Here is an 18,623-nt window from a genome sequence, read left to right on the forward strand (position 1 = left end):
TCCAGTTCTGAAAGAAAAGTTTCATTAAACTGGCACGTATAATGAATACATACAAAAAAGGTACAATGTAATGAAACAAAAGTTACAGAGGCGCTATGGAACAGTTAGATGAACGTCTGAAAGCACAATACCCGTCGCTGTCGCCGCAGGAGCAGCGGGTGGCGGACTTTATATTCGACCATTTTGACGATCTGATTAGCTACAACAGCGCCGAGCTTGCGCAGCTGAGCGGGGTGTCGAAAGCCACGGTGAGCCGTCTGTTTAAGCGGCTGGGCTATGAGAAATATAAGGACATGCGCGACGAGCTGCGCACCCTGCGTCAGAGCGGAATGCCGCTCACCGATAACCGCGACGCGGTGCAGGGCAACACGCTGCTGGCGCGCCACTATAAGCAGGAGATGGCGAACCTGACCCAGTGGGTCAATGCCCTTGACGCGCAGCAGTTTGCCGACGCCATAGCCTGCATGGTCAGGGCGCGGCGCATCGTCATTATCGGCATGCGTAACGCTTATCCGGCGGCGCTTCATCTGCGCCAGCAGCTGCTGCAGGCGCGCGGTCAGGTGCTGGTGCTGCCGCAGCCGGGGCAGAGCCTGAGCGAGGAGCTGGTGGACTTAACGCCGGACGATCTGGTGGTGATGATGGCCTTTCGCCGTCGCCCGCGCATCATCCGTCCGCTGCTGCAGCAGCTTCAGAGCAGCGGTATTCCGGTGCTGCTGATGTGCGAGCCGCAGGCCCACAGCCTGTTTCCGCTGGCGAGCTGGCGGCTCTGCACCCCGCTGGACAGCGTCTCCGCCTATGACAGCTATTCGTCGGTCAACAGTCTGATCAACCTGCTGGCGAACGCCTTCCTGCATGACATTCTCGATAAGGGCCGTCCGCGCATTCACGAGATCGCCTCCCTCTACCAGCAGCTGGACGAACTCGAACAGCGATAATGGGGCATCAGGGTGGTGCTTTGCATTAAAATGGTGCATAAGGGCGGGGCGAAAATGGAGAGCGTTTTCGCCCCGCCCGCGTTTTATCAGGCTTTATTAGAAAAATCCCCGCTTCGCCTTATCTGGCACATTAGTTGCAAAAACACCTTCAAAGAATCTTTTGTTTCATGTTAACGTTACGGGGAAGCACCATGAAAAAACTGTTAATTGCACTGGCCGGGGCCGCATGCCTCTTCACACAGCTGCCGGCAAAGGCTGACCAGCTTCAGGATATCGAGAAGCGCGGCACGATTCGCATTGCCGTTCCGCAGGACTTCCCGCCGTTTGGCTCGGTGGGGACCGATCTGCAGCCGCAGGGCTATGACATCGACATGGCGCGCTATCTCGCCAAACAGATGAAGCTCAAGCTGCAGCTGGTGCCGGTGACCAGCGCCAACCGCGTGCCGTACCTGCAAACCGACAAGGTGGATCTGGTCATTTCAAGCCTCGGCAAAAACCCGGAGCGCGAGAAGGTGATCGACTTCAGCCGCGCCTACGCGCCGTTCTTCCTCGGCGTGTTTGGCCCGAAAGGGGCTGAACTGAAGGACGCCGCCGCGCTGAGCGGAAAAACCATCGGCGTGACGCGCGGGGCGGTGGAGGACATGGTGCTGACCGGCCTGGCGCCGAAAGATGCCAACGTGAAACGCTACGAAGACAACAACACCACGCTCTCCGCCTACCTCTCTGGCCAGGTGCAGTACGTGGCGACCGGCAACCTCGTGGTGGCGGCCATTTCGCGCCAGAACGCGGCGAAAGCCCCGGTCCCGAGCTTTATGCTGAAAGACTCGCCGTGCTTCATTGGCCTGAAGAAAAATGAACCGGCCCTGAAGGCAAAGGTGGACGCGCTGATTGAGCAGGGCATCAAGGACGGCACGCTGAACGGCCTGTCTGAGCAATGGCTGAAGGCCCCGCTGCCGGCAAACCTTGGCGCCTGAGCCGATGACGGAGCAACTTGATTTTTCAGCCCTCTGGCCGCACTGGCCGGCGCTGCTGGCGGGATTGTGGGTCACCATTCAGCTGACGGTGATGGCGACCGTCGGCGGGCTGGCAACAGGGATTGTCGGGGCGGCGATCCGCAGCGGACGCACCACCTGGTTTAGCCGGATCTGGGGCGCGTACGTGGAAATCATCCGCAACACGCCGTTTGTGGTGCAGCTGTTTTTCATCGTCTTCGGCCTGCCGAATCTGGGCCTGAAGATGACGGCGGGGGAAGCGGCGCTATTGGCCATGGTGGTGAACCTGGGCGCGTACAGCACCGAGATTATCCGCGCGGGCATTCAGGTCACGCCGAAAGGGCAGTGGGAGGCCGGGCGCGTGCTGGGGCTGACCCGTCTGCAGACCTTTATTCGCGTGGTGCTGCCGCCCGCGCTGCAGCGCATTTACCCGGCGCTGGTGAGCCAGTGCATCATCGTGATGCTCGGCTCGTCGGTGGTGTCGCAGGTCTCGTATGAAGAGCTGACCTTCGCCGCCAACCTGATCCAGTCCAGAACGTTTCTGAGCTTTGAGGTTTATCTGGTGACCACCGGGATTTACCTGGCGCTGTCGATTACCCTGCGCCAGCTGATGATGGCGGCAGGACGCAAATGGCTGGGGGTGCAGGCATGATGACCACCTTTACCGACTGGGACATTATTCGCAACCTGCTGCTGGCCGGACGCTGGACGGTGCTGCTGTCGCTGGTGGCGTTTGTCGGCGGGGCGGTGGTAACGCTGCCGCTCCTGCTGCTGCGCCTGACGGGCGGGCGCACGGTGAAGCGCATCATCCGCGGCTATATTGAGCTGTTTCAGGGCACGCCGCTGCTGATGCAGCTGTTCCTGGCCTTCTTCGGCGTGGCGCTGTTCGGCATCGACGTCTCGCCGTGGACCGCCGCCTCGCTGGCGCTGACGTTTTACACCAGCGCGTTTCTGCTCGATATCTGGTACGGCAGCATTCGCGCGCTGCCGAAGGGGCAGTGGGAAGCGTCGCGCTGTCTGGGGCTGACCTTTGGACAGACCCTGTTTCGCGTGGTCGCTCCGCAGGCGCTGCGCATCGGCATTGCGCCGACGGTCGGCTTTGCCGTGCAGGTGATCAAAGGCACCGCGCTGGCGTCGATCATCGGCTTTGTCGAGCTGACCAAGGCCGGGACCATGCTGACCAACGTGACCTATCAGCCGTTTAAGGTCTTTGCGCTGGTGGCGCTGGGCTACTTTATTCTGTGTTATCCGCTGTCGCGCTACAGCCGCTATCTGGAGACGAAATTCAATGCCTCTCATCACCATTAATCAGGTGCAGAAGTACTACGGCGATAACCACGTGCTCAAGGGCGTCGATCTGGATATCGACATGGGCCAGGTGATCTCCATCATCGGGCGCAGCGGATCGGGCAAAAGCACGCTGCTGCGCTGCATCAACGGCCTTGAAGGCTATCAGGACGGCAGCATCAAGCTGGGCGGCATGACCATTACCGACCGGGATTCCCAGGCGCGTGAAATCAGCCGCTCGGTCGGGATGGTGTTCCAGAGCTTCAACCTGTTCCCGCACATGACGGCGCTGGAGAACGTGATGCTCGCCCCGCGTCGGGTGCTGAAGAAAAGCGCCGCCGAATGCCGCGAATTGGCCCAGCGCATGCTGGAGAAAGTGGGGCTTGGCGATCGTCTGGATTACTACCCGTCGAGCCTGTCCGGCGGCCAGCAGCAGCGCGTGGCGATTGCCCGCGCGCTGGCGATGTCGCCGAAAGTGTTACTCTGCGACGAGATCACCTCCGCCCTCGACCCGGAGCTGGTGGGCGAAGTGCTCAAGGTGCTGGAGCAGCTGGCAGCCGAGGGGATGACGCTCATACTGGTTACCCATGAAATGAATTTTGCCCGCGAAGTGGGCGACCGCGTGGTGTTTATGCACCAGGGGAAAGTCTGGGAGCAGGGCGACAGCAAAACGCTGTTCGCCAACCCGCAGACCACGGAACTGAAGCAGTTCATCTCCTCCGTGCGCGGCCTCAACTGATAAGGACTGAACAATGGATATCGCACACTTTCCGCAAATCAACCCGCCGCAGCGCCTGCTGATGGGGCCGGGCCCGATCAACGCCGACCCGCGCGTGCTGCGCGCCATGTCGAGCCAGCTGATCGGCCAGTACGATCCGGCCATGACACACTACATGAACGAGGTGATGGCGCTCTATCGCGGCGTGTTCCGCACCGAAAACCGCTGGACGATGCTGGTGGACGGCACCTCCCGCGCGGGGATTGAAGCCATTCTGGTCTCCGCCATTCGCCCGGGAGATAAGGTGCTGGTGCCGGTGTTTGGCCGCTTTGGTCACCTGCTGTGCGAAATTGCCCGCCGCTGCCGCGCGGAGGTGCATACCATCGAAGTACCGTGGGGCGAGGTGTTTACCCCGGACCAGGTGGAGGATGCGATTAAGCGTATTCGTCCGCGCCTGCTGCTGACCGTGCAGGGTGACACCTCCACCACCATGCTGCAGCCGCTCGCCGAGCTTGGGGCCATCTGCCGCCGCTACGACGTGCTGTTCTACACCGACGCCACCGCGTCGCTCGGCGGCAACGCGCTGGAGACCGACGCCTGGGGGCTTGACGCCGTCTCGGCCGGGATGCAGAAGTGCCTCGGCGGCCCGTCGGGCACGTCGCCGATCACCCTGAGCGCGCGGATGGAAGAGGCAATCCGTCGCCGCAAGTGCGTGGAGGAGGGTATTCGCACCGACGCCCACCGCGACGGCGACGAGGAGATGATCTACTCCAACTACTTCGATCTCGGCATGGTGATGGACTACTGGGGGCCGGAGCGGCTGAACCACCACACCGAAGCGACCACCGCACTGTTTGGCGCTCGCGAATGCGCGCGACTGATCCTGCAGGAGGGGCTGGATAACGGCATCGCCCGCCACAGGCTGCACGGCGATGCGCTGCTGAAGGGCATTCAGGCGATGGGGCTGGAGACCTTCGGCGACCTGAAGCACAAGATGAACAACGTGCTGGGCGTGGTGATACCGCAGGGCGTCAACGGCGACCAGGTGCGCAAGCTGATGCTGGAGGATTTCGGGATTGAAATCGGCACCTCGTTTGGCCCGCTGCAAGGCAAAGTGTGGCGCATTGGCACCATGGGCTACAACGCGCGCAAGGACTGCGTGATGACTACCCTGAGCGCGCTGGAGTCGGTGCTGAACTACCTCAAATTCACTACCACCCAGGGGGCCGCCATGCAGGCCGCGTGGGACCACTATCGTCGCGAGACGCCGCAATGAGCCCGGCGGCAGAGCGGGTGATGGCGCGCGCCGACGCGCTGGCCGCCATCAGCGAAACCCCGGACGGCCTGACGCGGGTCTATCTCTCCACGCAGCATCTCCAGGCCAACCAGCTGGTTGGAGAGTGGATGCGCCAGGCGGGCATGACCGTCTGGCAGGACAGCGTGGGCAATATCTGTGGACGCTACGAGGGCGCGCAGGAGGGGGCGCAGGCGGTGCTGCTCGGCTCGCATCTGGACACCGTACGCAACGCCGGGCGCTACGACGGCATGCTCGGGGTGCTCACCGCCATCGAAGTGGTGGATAGCCTGCACCAGCAGGGGCGGCATCTGGCGCAGGCCATCGAGATTGTCGGCTTTGGCGACGAAGAGGGAACCCGTTTTGGCATCACCCTGCTGGGCAGCCGTGGTCTGACGGGCACCTGGCCGCAGGGCTGGCTGGAGACGTGCGATGCCCAGGGCATCAGCGTGGCGCAGGCGATGGTGCAGGCGGGGCTCGATCCCACTCGCGTGGCGCTCGCGGCACGCCATCAGGAGGATTTCAGCGCCTGTCTGGAACTGCATATCGAACAGGGACCGTGTCTGGAGCAGGAAGGGCTGGCGCTGGGCGTGGTGGAAGCCATCAACGGCGCGCGCCGCCTCAACTGCCGCTTCACCGGCGAGGCCGGGCACGCCGGTACCGTGCCGATGAACCATCGTAAGGATGCTCTGGCCGCCGCCGCCGAGTGGATGGTGCTGATTGAAAACACCACCCGGCAGCAGGGCGGCAACCGGGTGGCGACGGTCGGAGAACTGCGCTGCCTGCCCGGCGCGGTCAACGTCATCCCCGGCGAGGTTGCGCTCTCGCTGGATATTCGCGGCCCGCAGGATGCCCCGCTGGACGCGCTGCTCGCTGAACTGCTGGCGCAGGCGCAGGCGATCGCCGCCCGTCGCGGGCTGAGCTTCAGCGCCGAGGAGTTTTACCGGATCGCCGCCACGCCGTGCGATGCGCGTATGCAGCGCCTGCTGGGCGACGCGGTTGAATCGGTGCAGGGGCGCTCGTTATCCCTGCCCAGCGGCGCCGGGCATGACACCATCGCCCTGGCGGAACGCTGGCCGGTGGGGATGCTGTTTGTGCGCTGTAAGGGCGGGATAAGCCACCATCCGGCGGAATCGGTGATGGCTGAGGATGTTGCCCTGGCGATTGAGGCATTTGGGCAGGCGGTGAGAGCGCTTGGTGCGATCTGATTGTTGCCCGGCGGCGCTGCGCTTGCACGGGTCTACGAGATGGGTAGGCCGGGTAAGCGGCAGCGCTACCCGGCAAGGAATCACATCACTCCAGCCCCAGCGTATATTGCGCGATCTTAAAGTAGATAATCAGCCCGGTACCGTCGATCAGCGTCGCGATAAACGGCGCGGAGACGACCGCCGGGTCAATGCCGCAGCGCTTGAGCACCATCGGAATGACCGACGACACGATCGCACTCCACAGCGTAATGCACACCAGCGTCAGGCTGACGATGAGCGTAATCTCCAGCCCAATCCCCATCATCCAGGCGCGAATGCACCCGGCAATGCCGAGCGTCACGGCAATCATCAGCGAGGTGGTCATCTCTTTGCGCAGCACGCGGCCCACGTCGCGCAGATGAACTTCACCCAGCGCCATGGCGCGCACCAGCGTGGAGGTGATCTGCGTCCCGCTGTTGCCGCCCGTGCCGATCAGCAGCGGAATAAAGAATGCCAGCGCGATGGCGGACTCCAGCGCCTCTTCAAAATGCTGAATGACCGAGCTGGTGTAGGCTTCGGCGACAAACAGCAGCAGCAGCCAGACGGAGCGTTTCTTCCACAGGCTGAAGGCGCTGGTTTCCAGATAGGGCTTCTCCAGCGGCAGCGTCGCCCCCTGAAGCTGGGCATCTTCGGTGACGTCATCTTCCAGCAGATGGGCAATTTCGCGCTCGGTCAGGCAGCCGACGAGTTTGCCGTGGGTCACCACGGGCACGACATCTGCGTCGCCGTGCGCCAGCAGCCCTGCAACATCGGCACGTTCATCCTCCGGTTTGACCTGCAAAAACTGCGAAATCATCAGGCTTTTAATTGGCTGTACGGTATCTGTGGTCTGTAGCAGCTTGCGCACGGCAACCATCCCCGCAAGGCGGCCATTGTCTTCAATAAAAATATGCGACGGAATATCATCGTCTTTTAATTTTTTGAAGAATTGCTCGCGCGCCAGCGCCACGCATAATGCAATATCGAGGACGATAAAATCGGTATTCATATATTGCGCGACCGCGCTGTCATTGAATGCCAGGTTTTGGTTGTGAATAGCGTAAGACATAGTGAATTCCCTTTGAATAATAACATCTCTCAGGGGCGAGCAAGACAGGGCATGTCGAAGAGGAGATCCCCACGTCCTGGGTTCAGCACTGTACACCGTATCCCGCAAGGGAAGTTATACTGACAAAGCCTTGATTCGACAGTGCCTGTTTTACCCTGTGCCGGTTCTCTCGAACCTACCAGAGCGATAACGTGTATTTGTACAGGAGCCTCGCCATAACGAGATCGTTGTAAAACGAGAGGGATAATACGCCTGTTTAAATTTAGCGCTCAGAAAATTAAATAATGTTTAAGAACGGTTTAGAAAAATCTTATTAATAAAATGTTGAGGGTTTATTTAAGGTTATTCATTTTAAATGGAGAATTAAATAATTAACGGGGGAGAGGAAAATGGCGTGGCTTGATCATCTGCTGAATCATTTTGCGCTGTATCCGGCACATCTGTTCGCGCTGTTATTCGTGATGGCGCTGAGCAAATCCACGGTGCTGATCTCCTCCGTGCTGCCGCCCGCGTCGGTGATGTTGCTGGCGGGCATTACCGTCACCCAGGGGAGCATGCACCCGGCGCTGGCGTGGCTGGCCGTGGTGATGGGGGCGACGGCAGGTTCGATGCTGAATTACCATATCGGCCAGCTGATGGGGCACACCCGGCTGGTCACGCGCTTCACGGCGAAGCATGCCGCTACGTTTTTACGGGTCCAGCATCAGCTACAAAAGAACGGCGTCATCGCCCTGTTTACGTCGCGCTTTCTGGCGGTGTTGCGCTATGTCGTGCCGCTGGCGGCGGGGATGCTCAGGCTGAACGCCGTCAAAGTCTACGCCGTCAGCCTGCTTTCCGCCTGCGCGTGGGCGGCGCTGTATGTCGGCGCGGTCACCGGCATCAGCGCCTTGTGAATTACAGACTTCCCATTCCGCCGTCCACCAGCAGCTCCGTTCCCACCGTGTAGCTCGACTCGTCGGAGGCCAGATAGAGCGCGGCTTTTGCCAGCTCCGTCGTCGAGCCCATTCTGCCGAGCGGCACCAGCTTGATGATTTCCGCCATCATCGCGTTAAGCGCCTCGTCGCTTAAGCCCGTTTTCGTAAACGCCGGGGTCTCCACCGGACCGGGGCTCAGGCCGTTGACGCGGATCCCGCGCGGCAGCAGCTCTGCCGACAGCGTGCGCGCCAGCGACAGCAGGGCGGCCTTGCTCGCGGCATACACGCTGCTGGTGGGCAGGCCGATGCGCGCGCTCACGGAGCCGCAGAGGATCACCGAGGACGGGTTGTTCAGCAGCGGCAGCAGCGCCTGGATTAAAAAGAACGGCCCCTTCAGGTTGATGTTCATCAGACGGTCCCAGGCCTCTTCCTGCCAGGCTTCCAGCGGCGCGTGCGTCACGTCGCCGGCGTTGAGAAACACCGCGTCCAGGCGCGGCCAGCGGGCGGCGAGGGTTTCCGCCAGCGCTTTTTGCGAGGCGATATCGCCCGCATCGGTCGGGATCACCCAGGCCTTATCGCCCAGAATGCGCTCAGCTTCGGCGAGGGTGTCCGGGTTGCGTCCGGTCACGGCGACGCGGGCGCCTTCGGCGATAAACGCCTGCGCGGTGGCAAGACCGATGCCGCTGGTGCCGCCGGTAATCAACGTATACTTATCGGTTAAACGACCCATGTTCTTCTCCTGAAATGTCACTGGAGAAAGCACTATAGAAACGTTAGTATCGAAAGGAAACCAGGTACCAAATGGATACTAACGAGGCAAGAGGTGTGCTATGGCAGAAATGCTGGGTGAGTGCTGTGAAAAAAAATCTGAGGCCTATACCTGCCCGATGACGCAGTTTGTCAACCTGATATCCGGCAAATGGGCAATCCCGATCCTTTATCGTCTTATTGTGATTAACACGCCTGTCCGCTTTGGCGATTTGCTGCGGGCGGCTGCACCCATCACCCAGAAAGAGCTGACGAAGCAGCTGCGACTGTTTGAACAGCGCGGGCTGGTGACGCGGACGGTCTACCCGGAGATCCCGCCGCGCGTGGAGTATCAGATTACCGGGCTGGGGTTAACCCTGCAGGATGCACTCTCACCGCTGGCCGCCTGGATGAGCGAGTACGGCGACCAGCTGGAGCGTTAGGCTACTGCTTTACGTAGCGCGGAGCCGGGATGCCGGTGCGCGCGCTGTTAAACAGCTCGAGGCGTGCCGCTTCGTAGCGGTCCCACAGGCTGACGTCATGCATCGGCGGGATGGTGATCGGTTCGCCCTGATCCAGACCCGCCAGCGACGCATCCACCATATCGTCGGTGGTCATCACCGATCCTTCCGGCAGATCGTCCACCGTGACGCCAGAATGGCTCCAGATCTCCGTCGCGGTCGCGGCGGGCAGCACGGCCTGAATGCGCACGCTGCTGTCGGCAAATTCTTCCTGCAGTCCGCGGGTAAAGCTCAGTACCCAGGCCTTGGTGGCGCTGTAGAGCGCGCTGCCCGCACGGACATGGAGCGATAACACCGAGGCGATATTGATCAGCGTGCCGCGATTGTTCCGCGCCAGTCGCGGGAGAATGGCGTAGGTCAGCCGCATCAGCGCCGTGGTGTTCAGGGTATTGATGGCCTGATGCTGCGCCACCTCGCCCGCGAGGAACGGCGCCATCTGCGCGGTGCCCGCGTTGTTAACCAGCGTATCAATGGCGGTATTGCTGCGCAGTTCCTCTTCCACCGCGCGGATCCCGGCTTCATCGGTGAGATCGGCCACCAGAATATCAACGGCCACGCCGTAGCGCGCGCGCAGGTCGGCGGCGAGGGTTTTCAGGCGATCCTCGCGGCGGGCGACCAGGACCAGGTTGGCACCGCGCGCGGCAAGGCGATCGGCATAGACGGCACCGATCCCGGAAGAGGCACCCGTGATCAGGGCGGTGGTGATTTGCGTAGTCATAATGCATTACCTCAGGCAAAGTGGGTTATTTGGTTTCAATATGAAACTGAATTAACTCTCTGCTATTTGGTTTTATAATGCAACCACATTGGCGAGATTTTTTTGCTTTTGCCTGGCGGGTGGGCTCAGGAGGGGAGTTTGGCCACGATCTCTTCAGGCGTCAGTTCGCGCCCGTCGTCAGCGATAAGCATCAGTTTTCGCAGCGGTTTGCGCTGTTCGCTATCGACGAGAACGGTGCCGCATTCGTTTTCCGCGAACAAAAATTCATTGCCCCACTGGGACAAGGCAACCAGCACGGTTTGCAGGGCGCGTCCCTTGTCGGTCAGGACGTATTCCTGCCAGGCGCTGCCGTCGGAGGCGGGCTGAAGCCGGAGGATGCCTTCGTCCACCAGCAGCTTGAGCCGCGTGGTCAGCATGTTTTTCGCGATACCGAGGCTTTTCTGAAACTCGCCGAAGCGTTTAATACCGCGAAGCGCGTCGCGAACGATCAGCAGCGACCACCAGTCGCCGATGATATCCAGCGAACGGGCGACGGGGCAGGTGCTCTCTTCAAGGCGGGTACGTTTCACAGCGAATTCTCCGGTGGGGTGTGGTTTTATTATAAAACTAATTGGCACACTCCGTAAGCACGTTAATCATCAGTTTGAGAAATGCTTCCCGGAAAATTGTGACGAACCTGTCACACTGAACGCGACATTTTAAAACGAGTGAGGAATTAGGGATGAGAAAAGCACTACTCGCGCTGGCAGTCGCCGGTTCCATTTCAGCAACGTTTGGCGTACAGGCGCAAGAGACGCCGGAAGGGTATCAGCTGGAGCAAGTTTTAATCATGAGCCGTCACAACCTGCGCGCGCCGCTGGCCAATAACGGCAGCGTGCTGGAGCAGTCCACGCCGAAGCAGTGGCCGGAGTGGGAAGTGCCGGGCGGCCAGCTCACCACCAAAGGTGGCGTGCTGGAGGTGTATATGGGGCACTACATGCGCGAGTGGCTGGCGCAGCAGGGGATGGTGAAGACGGGAGAATGTCCACCGGCGGATAGCGTTTATGCTTACGCCAACAGCCTGCAGCGCACCGTCGCCACCGCGCAGTTCTTCATTACCGGCGCGTTCCCGGGCTGCGATCTGCCCGTGCACCATCAGGAAAAAATGGGCACCATGGACCCGACATTCAATCCGGTGATTACCGATAACTCGCCGGAATTCCGCGAAAAAGCGCTCAAGGCGATGGAGTCCGAGCGGCAGAAAATGCAGCTTGGTGAAAGCTACAAGCTGCTGGAGCAGATGACCAACTACGCCGACTCGCCGTCCTGCAAAGAGAAAAAGGTCTGCTCGCTGGCGGACGCGAAAGATACCTTCAGCGCCGACTATGAAAAAGAGCCTGGCGTATCCGGGCCGCTGAAGGTGGGCAACTCGCTGGTGGACGCGTTCACGCTGCAGTATTACGAAGGCTTCCCGGCCGACCAGGTCGCCTGGGGCGAAATCAAAGCCGACCAGCAGTGGCGCGTGCTGTCGAAGCTGAAAAACGGCTATCAGGACTCGCTGTTTACCTCTACCGAGGTGGCGCAAAACGTGGCGAAACCGCTGGTGAAGTATATCGATAAAACGCTGGTCACCGAGCAGGCGAAAGCGCCAAAGATCACCCTGCTGGTGGGGCATGATTCGAACATTGCTTCCCTGCTCACCGCCCTCGATTTCAAACCGTACCAGCTGCACGACCAGCAGGAGCGCACCCCGATTGGCGGCAAGATTGTCTTCCAGCGCTGGCATGACAAAAATGCCAACCAGGAGCTGATGAAAATTGAGTATGTCTATCAGAGCTCAGAGCAGCTGCGCAACGCCAGCGTGCTGTCGCTGCAGTCTCCGGCGCAGCGCGTGACGCTGGAGCTGAAGGGCTGCCCGGTGGATGCGAACGGCTTCTGTCCTGTTGATAAATTCAATGCGGTGATGAATAACGCGGCGAAGTAAGAGAGAACCCCCGCTGAGGCGGGGGGAAACGCTTAAACGTTTTTACGTTCGATGGTTTGCTCACCCCAGAAGAGCGAGTCTTTGTCCGTTTTTTCGAAGGCGCGCACCAGCACTTCATCGTTGCCTTCTTCCCAAATCTGCTCGGCCAGCTTTTCATCGTATTTCGCGACTTCAAAGATAGCTTCGGCAATCTCCGGAGAGGTGTTGCGTAAACTTGCCCATTCGCCCACGTGGTGAGCTTTGGATTCTTGAGTTGGCATGCTTGTCCTCCTGTTGGGTGTTAGCCGTTGAGTTTTTTGGCCAGACCCGCGACGTATTCACCCTGATAGCGGGCGATAGACAGTTCTTCATTGCTTGGCTGGCGTGAACCATCCCCACCGGCAATGGTGGTTGCACCGTACGGCGTACCGCCGCGCACCTGGGAAATATCAAACAGCTCCTGCGCGCCGTAGCCAATTGGCACAATCACCATCCCGTGATGAGCAAGGGTAGTCCAGGTTGAGGTAATCGTCTGCTCCTGACCGCCGCCGGTCCCGGTAGAGCTGAATACGCTGGCGAGTTTGCCGTAGAGCGCCCCGGATGCCCAAAGTCCGCCGGTTTGATCGAGGAAGGTGCGCATCTGGCCTGACATATTGCCGAAGCGGGTTGGGGTGCCGAAGATAATGGCATCATAATCCGCCAGCTCCTGCGGGGTGGCGACCGGGGCGTTTTGTGTTTTTCCCCCGGCTTTCGCGAAGGCTTCTGCCTGCATGGTTTCCGGTACGCGTTTCACCACAACCTCAACGCCGTCAACCCTGTTTGCACCTTCTGCTACCGCGTGAGCCATGGTTTCAATGTGTCCATACATGGAATAATAGAGCACCAGAACTTTTGCCATTTTGCTTCACTCCTCGTTGGTTTCTCTGACAGCGGATCGCTGCGCTCTTTTAAAGATATGTCATCACAGCCAGACTGCAAAAATGAACGCCATTTATTTGATTTATAACAACATGAGGAGAAAAATGGCTTTGTAGCAAAATGATACAACTTTCCCGGTGCGGATTTTTAAAATGATAAGAAAGGCTTATGAATTACCGCCGCGTCATCTCACCCGAAAGACTGAGATCATGTTGCAGGATATTACCTTCGGCTTGCCGGATAACCTCATTCCACTAAGCTTAGTTTCACGCGGCACAGATAAAGGCGTTGTCCTTGAGCCGCGAGGTGAAAGAATCCTCTTTTACTGAATGCAATATGATGTCTAATGTTTCACACTCTGGAGGTTAGAGATGGCAAACCATCGTGGTGGTTCAGGTAATTTCGCAGAAGACCGTGAAAGAGCATCAGAAGCAGGCCGTAAAGGTGGCCAGCATAGCGGGGGGAATTTTAAAAATGACCCTCAGCGCGCATCTGAGGCTGGCAAGAAAGGGGGGAAAAACAGCCATGGCGGTAATAAGTAATTCGCCGGGTTGACTCCCTGCCGCCGGGTTTCCCCCGGCGGTTTTTTTATTTCTGCAACATTGAACTGTAACCAAAGGCAACGCACACTACAGAATTGTTCTCATTTCCTGGTGCCGCATGTCTGTCTCACGCTTTAAGTTCTCCGTAAAACCACAGGAAGCCATCCTCATTCTCATCACCATGTTTTGGGGCGGGACGTTTCTGGCCGTTCAGTACGCGGTGACCCTCAGCGATCCGTTCTTCTTTGTAGGCCTTCGCTTTGCGACGGCGGCGTTAGCCGTGGGGCTAATATCTTTTAAAACGCTGCGGGGTCTGACGCTGAAAGAGCTTAAGGCGGGCGTGGCGATTGGGGTGGCGATAGCCATGGGCTACAGCCTGCAGACGTGGGGATTGCAGACCATCTCCAGCAGCAAATCCGCGTTTATCACTGCCATGTATGTGCCGCTGGTGCCGCTACTACAATGGCTGTGCCTGGGGCGGCTGCCGGGTCTGATGTCCTGTATTGGCATCGTGCTGGCGTTTATCGGCCTGATTTTGCTTGCCGGGCCGGAAAACAATCTTCTGGCGCTGGGGCCGGGCGAGATCATTACCCTGATTGGGGCGATTGCCATTGCGGCGGAGATTATTCTCATCAGCGCGTGGGCGGGCAAGGTCGACGTCAAACGGGTGACGGTGGTGCAGCTCGCGACCGCGTCGCTGGTGGCCTTTGCGACCATGGTGCCGGCAGGAGAGTCCGTGCCGCCGATGTCCACGGGCCTGGTCGTGGTGGCGCTGGGGCTCGGTATCTTCAGCGCCATTATCCAGGTCACCATGAACTGGGCGCAGCGCAGCGTATCGCCAACGCGAGCAACGGTCATCTACACCGGCGAGCCGGTCTGGGCAGGGATTTTTGGGCGACTCGCCGGGGAACGTCTGCCGCTGCTGGCCCTGGTGGGCGCGGCGTTTATTGTCGCCGGGGTGCTGGTGAGCGAGTTGAAGTTAAAAAAACGACGTAAGGCGATTGCCGGGGTAGGTGCTGAACAAGGTGCAGATAGCTAACAACGCGCACGCTGCCCGTTTCGCCCGGCGGCGCTACGCTTGTGCGGGCCTACATCCCAACTGTAGGCCGGGTAAGCGTAGCGTCACCCGGCAAGAAAGTGAAACACATATCAGGTGGATGGGGTGATGGCTTCCCCTTGTGCCACATCCCCTTTCCGGCGGCTCAGCAGGGCGTTAAGCAGGATCGCGCCGAAGGTCGCCGTGCCAATCCCGCCGATCGTAAACCCGCCCAGCGTCAGGGCAAAATCGCCCGCGCCCAGCACCAGCGTGACCGCCACCATAATCAGGTTGCCATTCTGACTAAGGTCGACGCGATGCTGCACCCAGATGCGCGCCCCGGCCACGGCGATCAGCCCAAACACCACGATTGATGCCCCGCCGATGACCGGTGACGGAATGGTATGGATCAGCGCGCCGAATTTCGGCGAGAAGCCGAGCAGCATCGCCATCACCGCCGCCGCCACGAAGACCAGCGTCGAATAGACTTTGGTCACCGCCATCACGCCGATATTCTCGGCATAGGTGGTAACGCCGCTGCCGCCCACGGAACCGGAGAGCATGGTCGCCAGCCCGTCGCCGACGAACGCGCGGCCCATATACGGGTCCATGCTGCGTCCGGTCATCCCCGCGACCGCCTTCAGGTGACCCAGGTTTTCCGCCACCAGGATAACGGCCACAGGGGCGATAAGCATCATCGCCTGGGTGTTAAAGGTGGGGGAGGTGATCTGCGGCAGGCCGAACCAGGCGGCCTGATGCAGCAGCGTAAAATCAACCGGCTTGCCGAGACCAAAAACGTTTGCCAGCAGGGCATATACCAGACAGGCGACAATCAACCCGACCAGGATCAGCAGCCGCTGGATCATGCCCCGCGTAAAGACCGCCACCAGACCGATGCACAGCACGGTCACGACGGCCATCCAGCTTTCAAAGGGCGAGCCGGAGACGCTTTTCACCGCAATCGGTGCAAGGTTCAGACCGATCGCCATTACTACCGCGCCGGTGACGACGGGGGGCATCATGCGTTCGATCCAGCGCGTGCCGATCTTCATTACCACCAGACCAATCAGGGTATACACCAGACCGCAGGCGATGATGCCGCCGAGGGCCACGCTCAGGTTGGGGTTGATTCCCTGGCCGTTAAACCCGGTGGTGGCGATCACCACGCCGACAAAGGCGGCGCTGGATCCCAGATAGCTGGGCACGCGCCCGCCGGTGACAAAAAAGAACAGCAGGGTGCCGATACCGGACATCAGAATCGAGAGGTTGGGATCGAGTCCCATCAGCATCGGCATTAGCACCGTGGCGCCAAACATGGCGACCGCGTGCTGGACGCCCATCACCATCGTCTGCCCGAGCGGGAGGCGTTCATCCGGCGCGACCACGCCAGCTTCTGTGGAGGTCGATTTCAACTGCCAGTGGGGAAATCCGAACATGGTCTGTCTCCTTAGAGCGCCTTAACAGGCGGGTCGCATCAGCGCGTGGTAGCCGCGGTCAAACCACACCAGCCCTTGCGGCGCCGGGTGGCGAATAATCGAAACGATGTCGCAGAACAGAATGTCATGGGTGCCGACGCTCACCACCTGGCTGATGCGGCAGTCAAACGAGGCCAGCGCATCCTCCAGACGCGGACAGCCCGTGTCGCCCGTTTGCCAGCGGGCGGCGGCGAAGCGTTCTTCCATTGGCGTTTTGCCGCCAAACAGGTTTGAGAGCGGCTCCTGTCCGGCGCTGAGGGTATTCACGCAAAGGGTGCGGTTTTCGCTGAACGTCGGCCAGACGGACGCGCCGCGGTTCAGGCACACCAGCAGGGTGGGCGGTGAATCCGTAACGCTGCACACCGCGCTGGCGGTGAAGCCTGCCAGCCCCGCCGGGCCGTCGGTGGTGATGATGTTCACCGCCGCGCCAACGCAGGCCATGGCGTCGCGAAAGGTTTGCTTATCCGGTGTCGTCATGATCGCTCCTTACGCCAGCCCGCAGGCATCGTCGAAGGTCAGGCGCGGCAGGCGCCCGTAAAGTTTGCCCGGGTCGCCGTAGCCAATGTTGATCAGAAGATTGCTTTTAAGCGTCGTGCCGGTGAAAAAGGCCTCGTCGACCTTTTGGCGGTCAAAGCCCGACATCGGGCCGGTGTCCAGCCCCAGCGCGCGACAGGCGAAAATCATGTACGCGGCCTGCAGAGAGCTGTTGCGAAAGGCGGTTTCTTCCGCCAGCGCGGGGCTTGCGGTAAACCAGCTTCTGGCATCGCCGTGCGGGAACAGTTCAGGCAGGCGCTCGTAGAATTCACTGTCCCAGGCCACAATCGCCGTGACCGGGGCGGTGAGCGTTTTCTCCAGATTGCCGCTGGAGAGCGCCGGGCGGAGCTTCTCTTTTCCCTCCGCGCTTCGCACAAACACAATCCGTGCCGGGGAGCAGTTGGCCGAGGTTGGCCCCCATTTCATCAGGTCGTAGATTTCGCGCAGCGTCTCGTCGGTGACGGCAATATCCTGCCAGCCGTTATGGGTGCGGGCGCCGGTGAACAGGGTTTCCAGCGCGGCGGGGGTAATGGCTTCGCTCATTAAGGCTCCTTATAAAGCGTGTTCATGACTGTGCAGCAGGCTGGCAAGCCCGTTCAGCAGCAGGGTGTTAAAGGTGTCCGGCTCGGTGACGTTGCAGGCATGTCCGCCCTGACGCATCACCGCGCTGTGGCTGTGCGGGATGGCCGCCTGCAGCTCAGACGAGCAGACAGAGGGCACCAGCATGTCGTCGGCGGAACAGATGATCTGGACCGGGCAGCGGATGCGTGCGGCGTGGCGGCTGAAGTCGGCCTTTTTCAGGGCGCTGAGCCGGTGCAGCAGGTTGGCTTTTCCCTGAAAGTGGGCCAGCGCTAGCGCTTCTTCGGCCTCCAGACGGGGGGCGCGAGCGGCCATCCAGTCTGCCGGGTAGAGAAACAGCGGCTGCGCCTCAACCCACGCCTGCGGGCCGCCGTAATGCAGCAGGCGCTCGCGGATCTGAAAGCAGCGGCGGGTATGCGCGCTGAGGGTCAACCAGCCGTTGACGCACACCAGCGCGGTGAGGGCGTCGGGGCGGTCGAGGGCCAGCTGCAGGCCGACCAGTGCCCCCAGCGCATGGCCGACGACGCTGTAGCGGGCAATCCCGGCCTCAGCCAGCGCCTGGGCCAGTTCGTCCGCCATCTGTGCCAGGCTGTATCCTTCCGGCAGGGCGTCGGGGTTATTGCCCGTTCCGCGCTGGTCATAACACACCACCTGATACTCGGGTTCCAGCGCGGCCAACTGGGGCAGCCAGTAGCTGCCGCTGCCGCCGAGACCGGCAATAAGGACCACCGCGGGCGCACCCTCATACGGGGGCGGTGAGACGGAGAGTTTCATGCCTGCCTCACTTCGCGATGTGCGCAACGGTGGCGATCTCAACCAGCGCGTCCGGCTTCACCAGCCCGCACTGAATGCAGAATCGGGCCGGCTTATCGCCGGGGAAGAACTCCGCGTAGATTTCGTTAATCGCGGCGTAGTTTTTCCAGTCGGTAATAAAGATGCTGTTGAAGGTCACGTCTTCCATCGTGCCACCCGCCGTTTCGATCACGGTTTTGATCGTCTCCAGCACGTGGCGGGTTTGCGCCTTTGGGTCGTTGATAAACACCACGTTGTTGTCTTTATCAAACGGCAGCGTGCCGGAGACATACACCACGCCGTCGGCAAGGGTGCCGGGGACAAACGGGGCGATGGGCGTGCTGGTGCCCGGCGGGATGATTACGGATTTCGGCATCGTGTGTC

General features: G+C 60.4%; 23 protein-coding genes and 1 riboswitch. Of the genes, 12 read left to right on the forward strand and 11 right to left on the reverse strand.

Translation table 11 applies throughout. The features are described from left to right. Positions 1-95 precede the first annotated feature (95 nt). From hpxU to hpxK, 7 genes are all read left to right on the forward strand, one after another. Entirely contained in the window at positions 96-935 is an 840-nt protein-coding gene (gene hpxU / locus BFV67_RS07635) for a MurR/RpiR family transcriptional regulator HpxU (protein ID WP_069598101.1), read from the forward strand. A gap of 191 nt (positions 936-1,126) precedes the next feature. Next, complete coding sequence (locus tag BFV67_RS07640; protein WP_047745118.1) at positions 1,127-1,909, forward strand: transporter substrate-binding domain-containing protein; 783 nt, start codon at positions 1,127-1,129, stop codon at positions 1,907-1,909. 4 nt (positions 1,910-1,913) lie between these two features. Continuing rightward, entirely contained in the window at positions 1,914-2,579 is a 666-nt protein-coding gene (locus tag BFV67_RS07645; protein ID WP_023292835.1) for an amino acid ABC transporter permease, read from the forward strand. Beyond that, the gene (locus BFV67_RS07650; protein WP_071882588.1) at positions 2,579-3,235 is read left to right on the forward strand and encodes an amino acid ABC transporter permease; all 657 of its coding nucleotides are present in this window, start codon (positions 2,579-2,581) and stop codon (positions 3,233-3,235) included. Before BFV67_RS07645 ends, BFV67_RS07650 begins: the two co-directional genes overlap by 1 nt. After that, positions 3,216-3,953, forward strand: coding sequence for an amino acid ABC transporter ATP-binding protein (locus BFV67_RS07655; protein WP_008499843.1), 738 nt, complete (start codon positions 3,216-3,218; stop codon positions 3,951-3,953). The genes BFV67_RS07650 and BFV67_RS07655 overlap by 20 nt, the downstream gene beginning before the upstream one ends. 13 nt (positions 3,954-3,966) lie before the next feature. After that, positions 3,967-5,208, forward strand: a complete 1,242-nt coding sequence (locus tag BFV67_RS07660) for a pyridoxal-phosphate-dependent aminotransferase family protein (protein ID WP_069598102.1) — start codon at positions 3,967-3,969, stop codon at positions 5,206-5,208. After that, complete coding sequence (gene hpxK, locus BFV67_RS07665; RefSeq protein ID WP_069598103.1) at positions 5,205-6,434, forward strand: allantoate amidohydrolase; 1,230 nt, start codon at positions 5,205-5,207, stop codon at positions 6,432-6,434. The genes BFV67_RS07660 and hpxK overlap by 4 nt, the downstream gene beginning before the upstream one ends. An 85-nt stretch (positions 6,435-6,519) precedes the next feature. On the opposite strand, the gene BFV67_RS07670 is transcribed toward hpxK, so the two are convergent. Beyond that, positions 6,520-7,521: a magnesium transporter gene (locus BFV67_RS07670; RefSeq protein WP_021240818.1), complete on the reverse strand. Its 1,002-nt coding sequence runs from the start codon at positions 7,519-7,521 to the stop codon at positions 6,520-6,522. Positions 7,522-7,581: 60 nt separating this feature from the next. Continuing rightward, positions 7,582-7,751: riboswitch (M-box (ykoK) riboswitch) on the reverse strand. A gap of 159 nt (positions 7,752-7,910) precedes the next feature. Here BFV67_RS07670 and BFV67_RS07675 point away from each other — a divergent pair. Then, the gene (locus tag BFV67_RS07675) at positions 7,911-8,414 is read left to right on the forward strand and encodes a DedA family protein (protein WP_069598104.1); all 504 of its coding nucleotides are present in this window, start codon (positions 7,911-7,913) and stop codon (positions 8,412-8,414) included. Position 8,415: 1 nt separating this feature from the next. Here BFV67_RS07675 and BFV67_RS07680 read toward each other — a convergent pair whose 3' ends face one another. After that, on the reverse strand, positions 8,416-9,165 hold the full coding sequence (locus BFV67_RS07680) for an SDR family oxidoreductase (RefSeq protein ID WP_069598105.1): 750 nt from the start codon (positions 9,163-9,165) through the stop codon (positions 8,416-8,418). Positions 9,166-9,265: 100 nt separating this feature from the next. On the opposite strand from BFV67_RS07680, the gene BFV67_RS07685 reads away from it, so the two are divergent. Next, positions 9,266-9,625, forward strand: a complete 360-nt coding sequence (locus BFV67_RS07685; RefSeq protein WP_008499836.1) for a winged helix-turn-helix transcriptional regulator — start codon at positions 9,266-9,268, stop codon at positions 9,623-9,625. A gap of 1 nt (position 9,626) precedes the next feature. Here the strand turns inward: BFV67_RS07685 and BFV67_RS07690 are convergent, their stop codons facing one another. Beyond that, entirely contained in the window at positions 9,627-10,421 is a 795-nt protein-coding gene (locus BFV67_RS07690) for an SDR family NAD(P)-dependent oxidoreductase (RefSeq protein ID WP_023343730.1), read from the reverse strand. 125 nt (positions 10,422-10,546) lie between these two features. Further along, complete coding sequence (locus BFV67_RS07695; RefSeq protein ID WP_008499834.1) at positions 10,547-10,990, reverse strand: winged helix-turn-helix transcriptional regulator; 444 nt, start codon at positions 10,988-10,990, stop codon at positions 10,547-10,549. A gap of 152 nt (positions 10,991-11,142) precedes the next feature. Here BFV67_RS07695 and agp point away from each other — a divergent pair, with 152 nt between their 5' ends. Beyond that, positions 11,143-12,384 carry a bifunctional glucose-1-phosphatase/inositol phosphatase gene (agp, locus tag BFV67_RS07700; RefSeq protein ID WP_069598106.1) on the forward strand — a complete coding sequence of 414 codons (1,242 nt, stop codon included), beginning with the start codon at positions 11,143-11,145 and terminating at the stop codon, positions 12,382-12,384. A 32-nt stretch (positions 12,385-12,416) separates the two neighbouring features. Here the strand turns inward: agp and BFV67_RS07705 are convergent, their stop codons facing one another. Further along, a complete protein-coding gene (locus BFV67_RS07705; RefSeq protein ID WP_008499832.1) occupies positions 12,417-12,644 on the reverse strand; it encodes a YccJ family protein in 228 nt (75 codons plus the stop codon). A 20-nt stretch (positions 12,645-12,664) separates the two neighbouring features. Next, entirely contained in the window at positions 12,665-13,261 is a 597-nt protein-coding gene (wrbA, locus tag BFV67_RS07710; protein ID WP_008499831.1) for an NAD(P)H:quinone oxidoreductase, read from the reverse strand. Between the two features lie 391 nt (positions 13,262-13,652). On the opposite strand from wrbA, the gene BFV67_RS07715 reads away from it, so the two are divergent. Beyond that, positions 13,653-13,823: a con-10 family general stress protein gene (locus tag BFV67_RS07715; protein ID WP_013097201.1), complete on the forward strand. Its 171-nt coding sequence runs from the start codon at positions 13,653-13,655 to the stop codon at positions 13,821-13,823. Between the two features lie 118 nt (positions 13,824-13,941). Next, positions 13,942-14,862, forward strand: a complete 921-nt coding sequence (locus BFV67_RS07720; RefSeq protein ID WP_069598107.1) for a DMT family transporter — start codon at positions 13,942-13,944, stop codon at positions 14,860-14,862. A 110-nt stretch (positions 14,863-14,972) separates the two neighbouring features. Here BFV67_RS07720 and rutG read toward each other — a convergent pair whose 3' ends face one another. From rutG to rutC, 5 genes are read right to left on the reverse strand one after another with little or no spacing between them, the layout of a single operon-like run. After that, the gene (gene rutG, locus BFV67_RS07725) at positions 14,973-16,295 is read right to left on the reverse strand and encodes a pyrimidine utilization transport protein G (RefSeq protein ID WP_069598108.1); all 1,323 of its coding nucleotides are present in this window, start codon (positions 16,293-16,295) and stop codon (positions 14,973-14,975) included. A gap of 21 nt (positions 16,296-16,316) precedes the next feature. Continuing rightward, complete coding sequence (gene rutF, locus BFV67_RS07730; RefSeq protein WP_023292823.1) at positions 16,317-16,811, reverse strand: NADH-dependent FMN reductase RutF; 495 nt, start codon at positions 16,809-16,811, stop codon at positions 16,317-16,319. A 9-nt stretch (positions 16,812-16,820) separates the two neighbouring features. Next, positions 16,821-17,411: a malonic semialdehyde reductase gene (locus BFV67_RS07735; protein ID WP_032651257.1), complete on the reverse strand. Its 591-nt coding sequence runs from the start codon at positions 17,409-17,411 to the stop codon at positions 16,821-16,823. 9 nt (positions 17,412-17,420) lie between these two features. Next, on the reverse strand, positions 17,421-18,221 hold the full coding sequence (rutD, locus tag BFV67_RS07740; RefSeq protein WP_069598109.1) for a pyrimidine utilization protein D: 801 nt from the start codon (positions 18,219-18,221) through the stop codon (positions 17,421-17,423). A gap of 7 nt (positions 18,222-18,228) precedes the next feature. Further along, positions 18,229-18,615 carry a pyrimidine utilization protein C gene (gene rutC, locus BFV67_RS07745; protein WP_008499822.1) on the reverse strand — a complete coding sequence of 129 codons (387 nt, stop codon included), beginning with the start codon at positions 18,613-18,615 and terminating at the stop codon, positions 18,229-18,231. Positions 18,616-18,623: the final 8 nt, after the last annotated feature.

The sequence above is a fragment of the Enterobacter roggenkampii genome, assembly GCF_001729805.1.
In the GTDB taxonomy this organism is placed as follows: domain Bacteria; phylum Pseudomonadota; class Gammaproteobacteria; order Enterobacterales; family Enterobacteriaceae; genus Enterobacter; species Enterobacter roggenkampii.

Excerpts from the sequence above, each read along its gene's own strand:
- hpxU (WP_069598101.1), top strand. The coding sequence starts at position 96 with ATGGAACAGTTAGATGAACGTCTGAAAGCACAATACCCGTCGCTGTCG.
- BFV67_RS07640 (WP_047745118.1), top strand. The coding sequence starts at position 1,127 with ATGAAAAAACTGTTAATTGCACTGGCCGGGGCCGCATGCCTCTTCACA.
- BFV67_RS07645 (WP_023292835.1), top strand. The coding sequence starts at position 1,914 with ATGACGGAGCAACTTGATTTTTCAGCCCTCTGGCCGCACTGGCCGGCG.
- BFV67_RS07650 (WP_071882588.1), top strand. The coding sequence starts at position 2,579 with ATGACCACCTTTACCGACTGGGACATTATTCGCAACCTGCTGCTGGCC.
- BFV67_RS07655 (WP_008499843.1), top strand. The coding sequence starts at position 3,216 with ATGCCTCTCATCACCATTAATCAGGTGCAGAAGTACTACGGCGATAAC.
- BFV67_RS07660 (WP_069598102.1), top strand. The coding sequence starts at position 3,967 with ATGGATATCGCACACTTTCCGCAAATCAACCCGCCGCAGCGCCTGCTG.
- hpxK (WP_069598103.1), top strand. The coding sequence starts at position 5,205 with ATGAGCCCGGCGGCAGAGCGGGTGATGGCGCGCGCCGACGCGCTGGCC.
- BFV67_RS07670 (WP_021240818.1), bottom strand. The coding sequence starts at position 7,521 with ATGTCTTACGCTATTCACAACCAAAACCTGGCATTCAATGACAGCGCG.
- BFV67_RS07675 (WP_069598104.1), top strand. The coding sequence starts at position 7,911 with ATGGCGTGGCTTGATCATCTGCTGAATCATTTTGCGCTGTATCCGGCA.
- BFV67_RS07680 (WP_069598105.1), bottom strand. The coding sequence starts at position 9,165 with ATGGGTCGTTTAACCGATAAGTATACGTTGATTACCGGCGGCACCAGC.
- BFV67_RS07685 (WP_008499836.1), top strand. The coding sequence starts at position 9,266 with ATGGCAGAAATGCTGGGTGAGTGCTGTGAAAAAAAATCTGAGGCCTAT.
- BFV67_RS07690 (WP_023343730.1), bottom strand. The coding sequence starts at position 10,421 with ATGACTACGCAAATCACCACCGCCCTGATCACGGGTGCCTCTTCCGGG.
- agp (WP_069598106.1), top strand. The coding sequence starts at position 11,143 with ATGAGAAAAGCACTACTCGCGCTGGCAGTCGCCGGTTCCATTTCAGCA.
- BFV67_RS07705 (WP_008499832.1), bottom strand. The coding sequence starts at position 12,644 with ATGCCAACTCAAGAATCCAAAGCTCACCACGTGGGCGAATGGGCAAGT.
- wrbA (WP_008499831.1), bottom strand. The coding sequence starts at position 13,261 with ATGGCAAAAGTTCTGGTGCTCTATTATTCCATGTATGGACACATTGAA.
- BFV67_RS07715 (WP_013097201.1), top strand. The coding sequence starts at position 13,653 with ATGGCAAACCATCGTGGTGGTTCAGGTAATTTCGCAGAAGACCGTGAA.
- BFV67_RS07720 (WP_069598107.1), top strand. The coding sequence starts at position 13,942 with ATGTCTGTCTCACGCTTTAAGTTCTCCGTAAAACCACAGGAAGCCATC.
- rutG (WP_069598108.1), bottom strand. The coding sequence starts at position 16,295 with ATGTTCGGATTTCCCCACTGGCAGTTGAAATCGACCTCCACAGAAGCT.
- rutF (WP_023292823.1), bottom strand. The coding sequence starts at position 16,811 with ATGACGACACCGGATAAGCAAACCTTTCGCGACGCCATGGCCTGCGTT.
- BFV67_RS07735 (WP_032651257.1), bottom strand. The coding sequence starts at position 17,411 with ATGAGCGAAGCCATTACCCCCGCCGCGCTGGAAACCCTGTTCACCGGC.
- rutD (WP_069598109.1), bottom strand. The coding sequence starts at position 18,221 with ATGAAACTCTCCGTCTCACCGCCCCCGTATGAGGGTGCGCCCGCGGTG.
- rutC (WP_008499822.1), bottom strand. The coding sequence starts at position 18,615 with ATGCCGAAATCCGTAATCATCCCGCCGGGCACCAGCACGCCCATCGCC.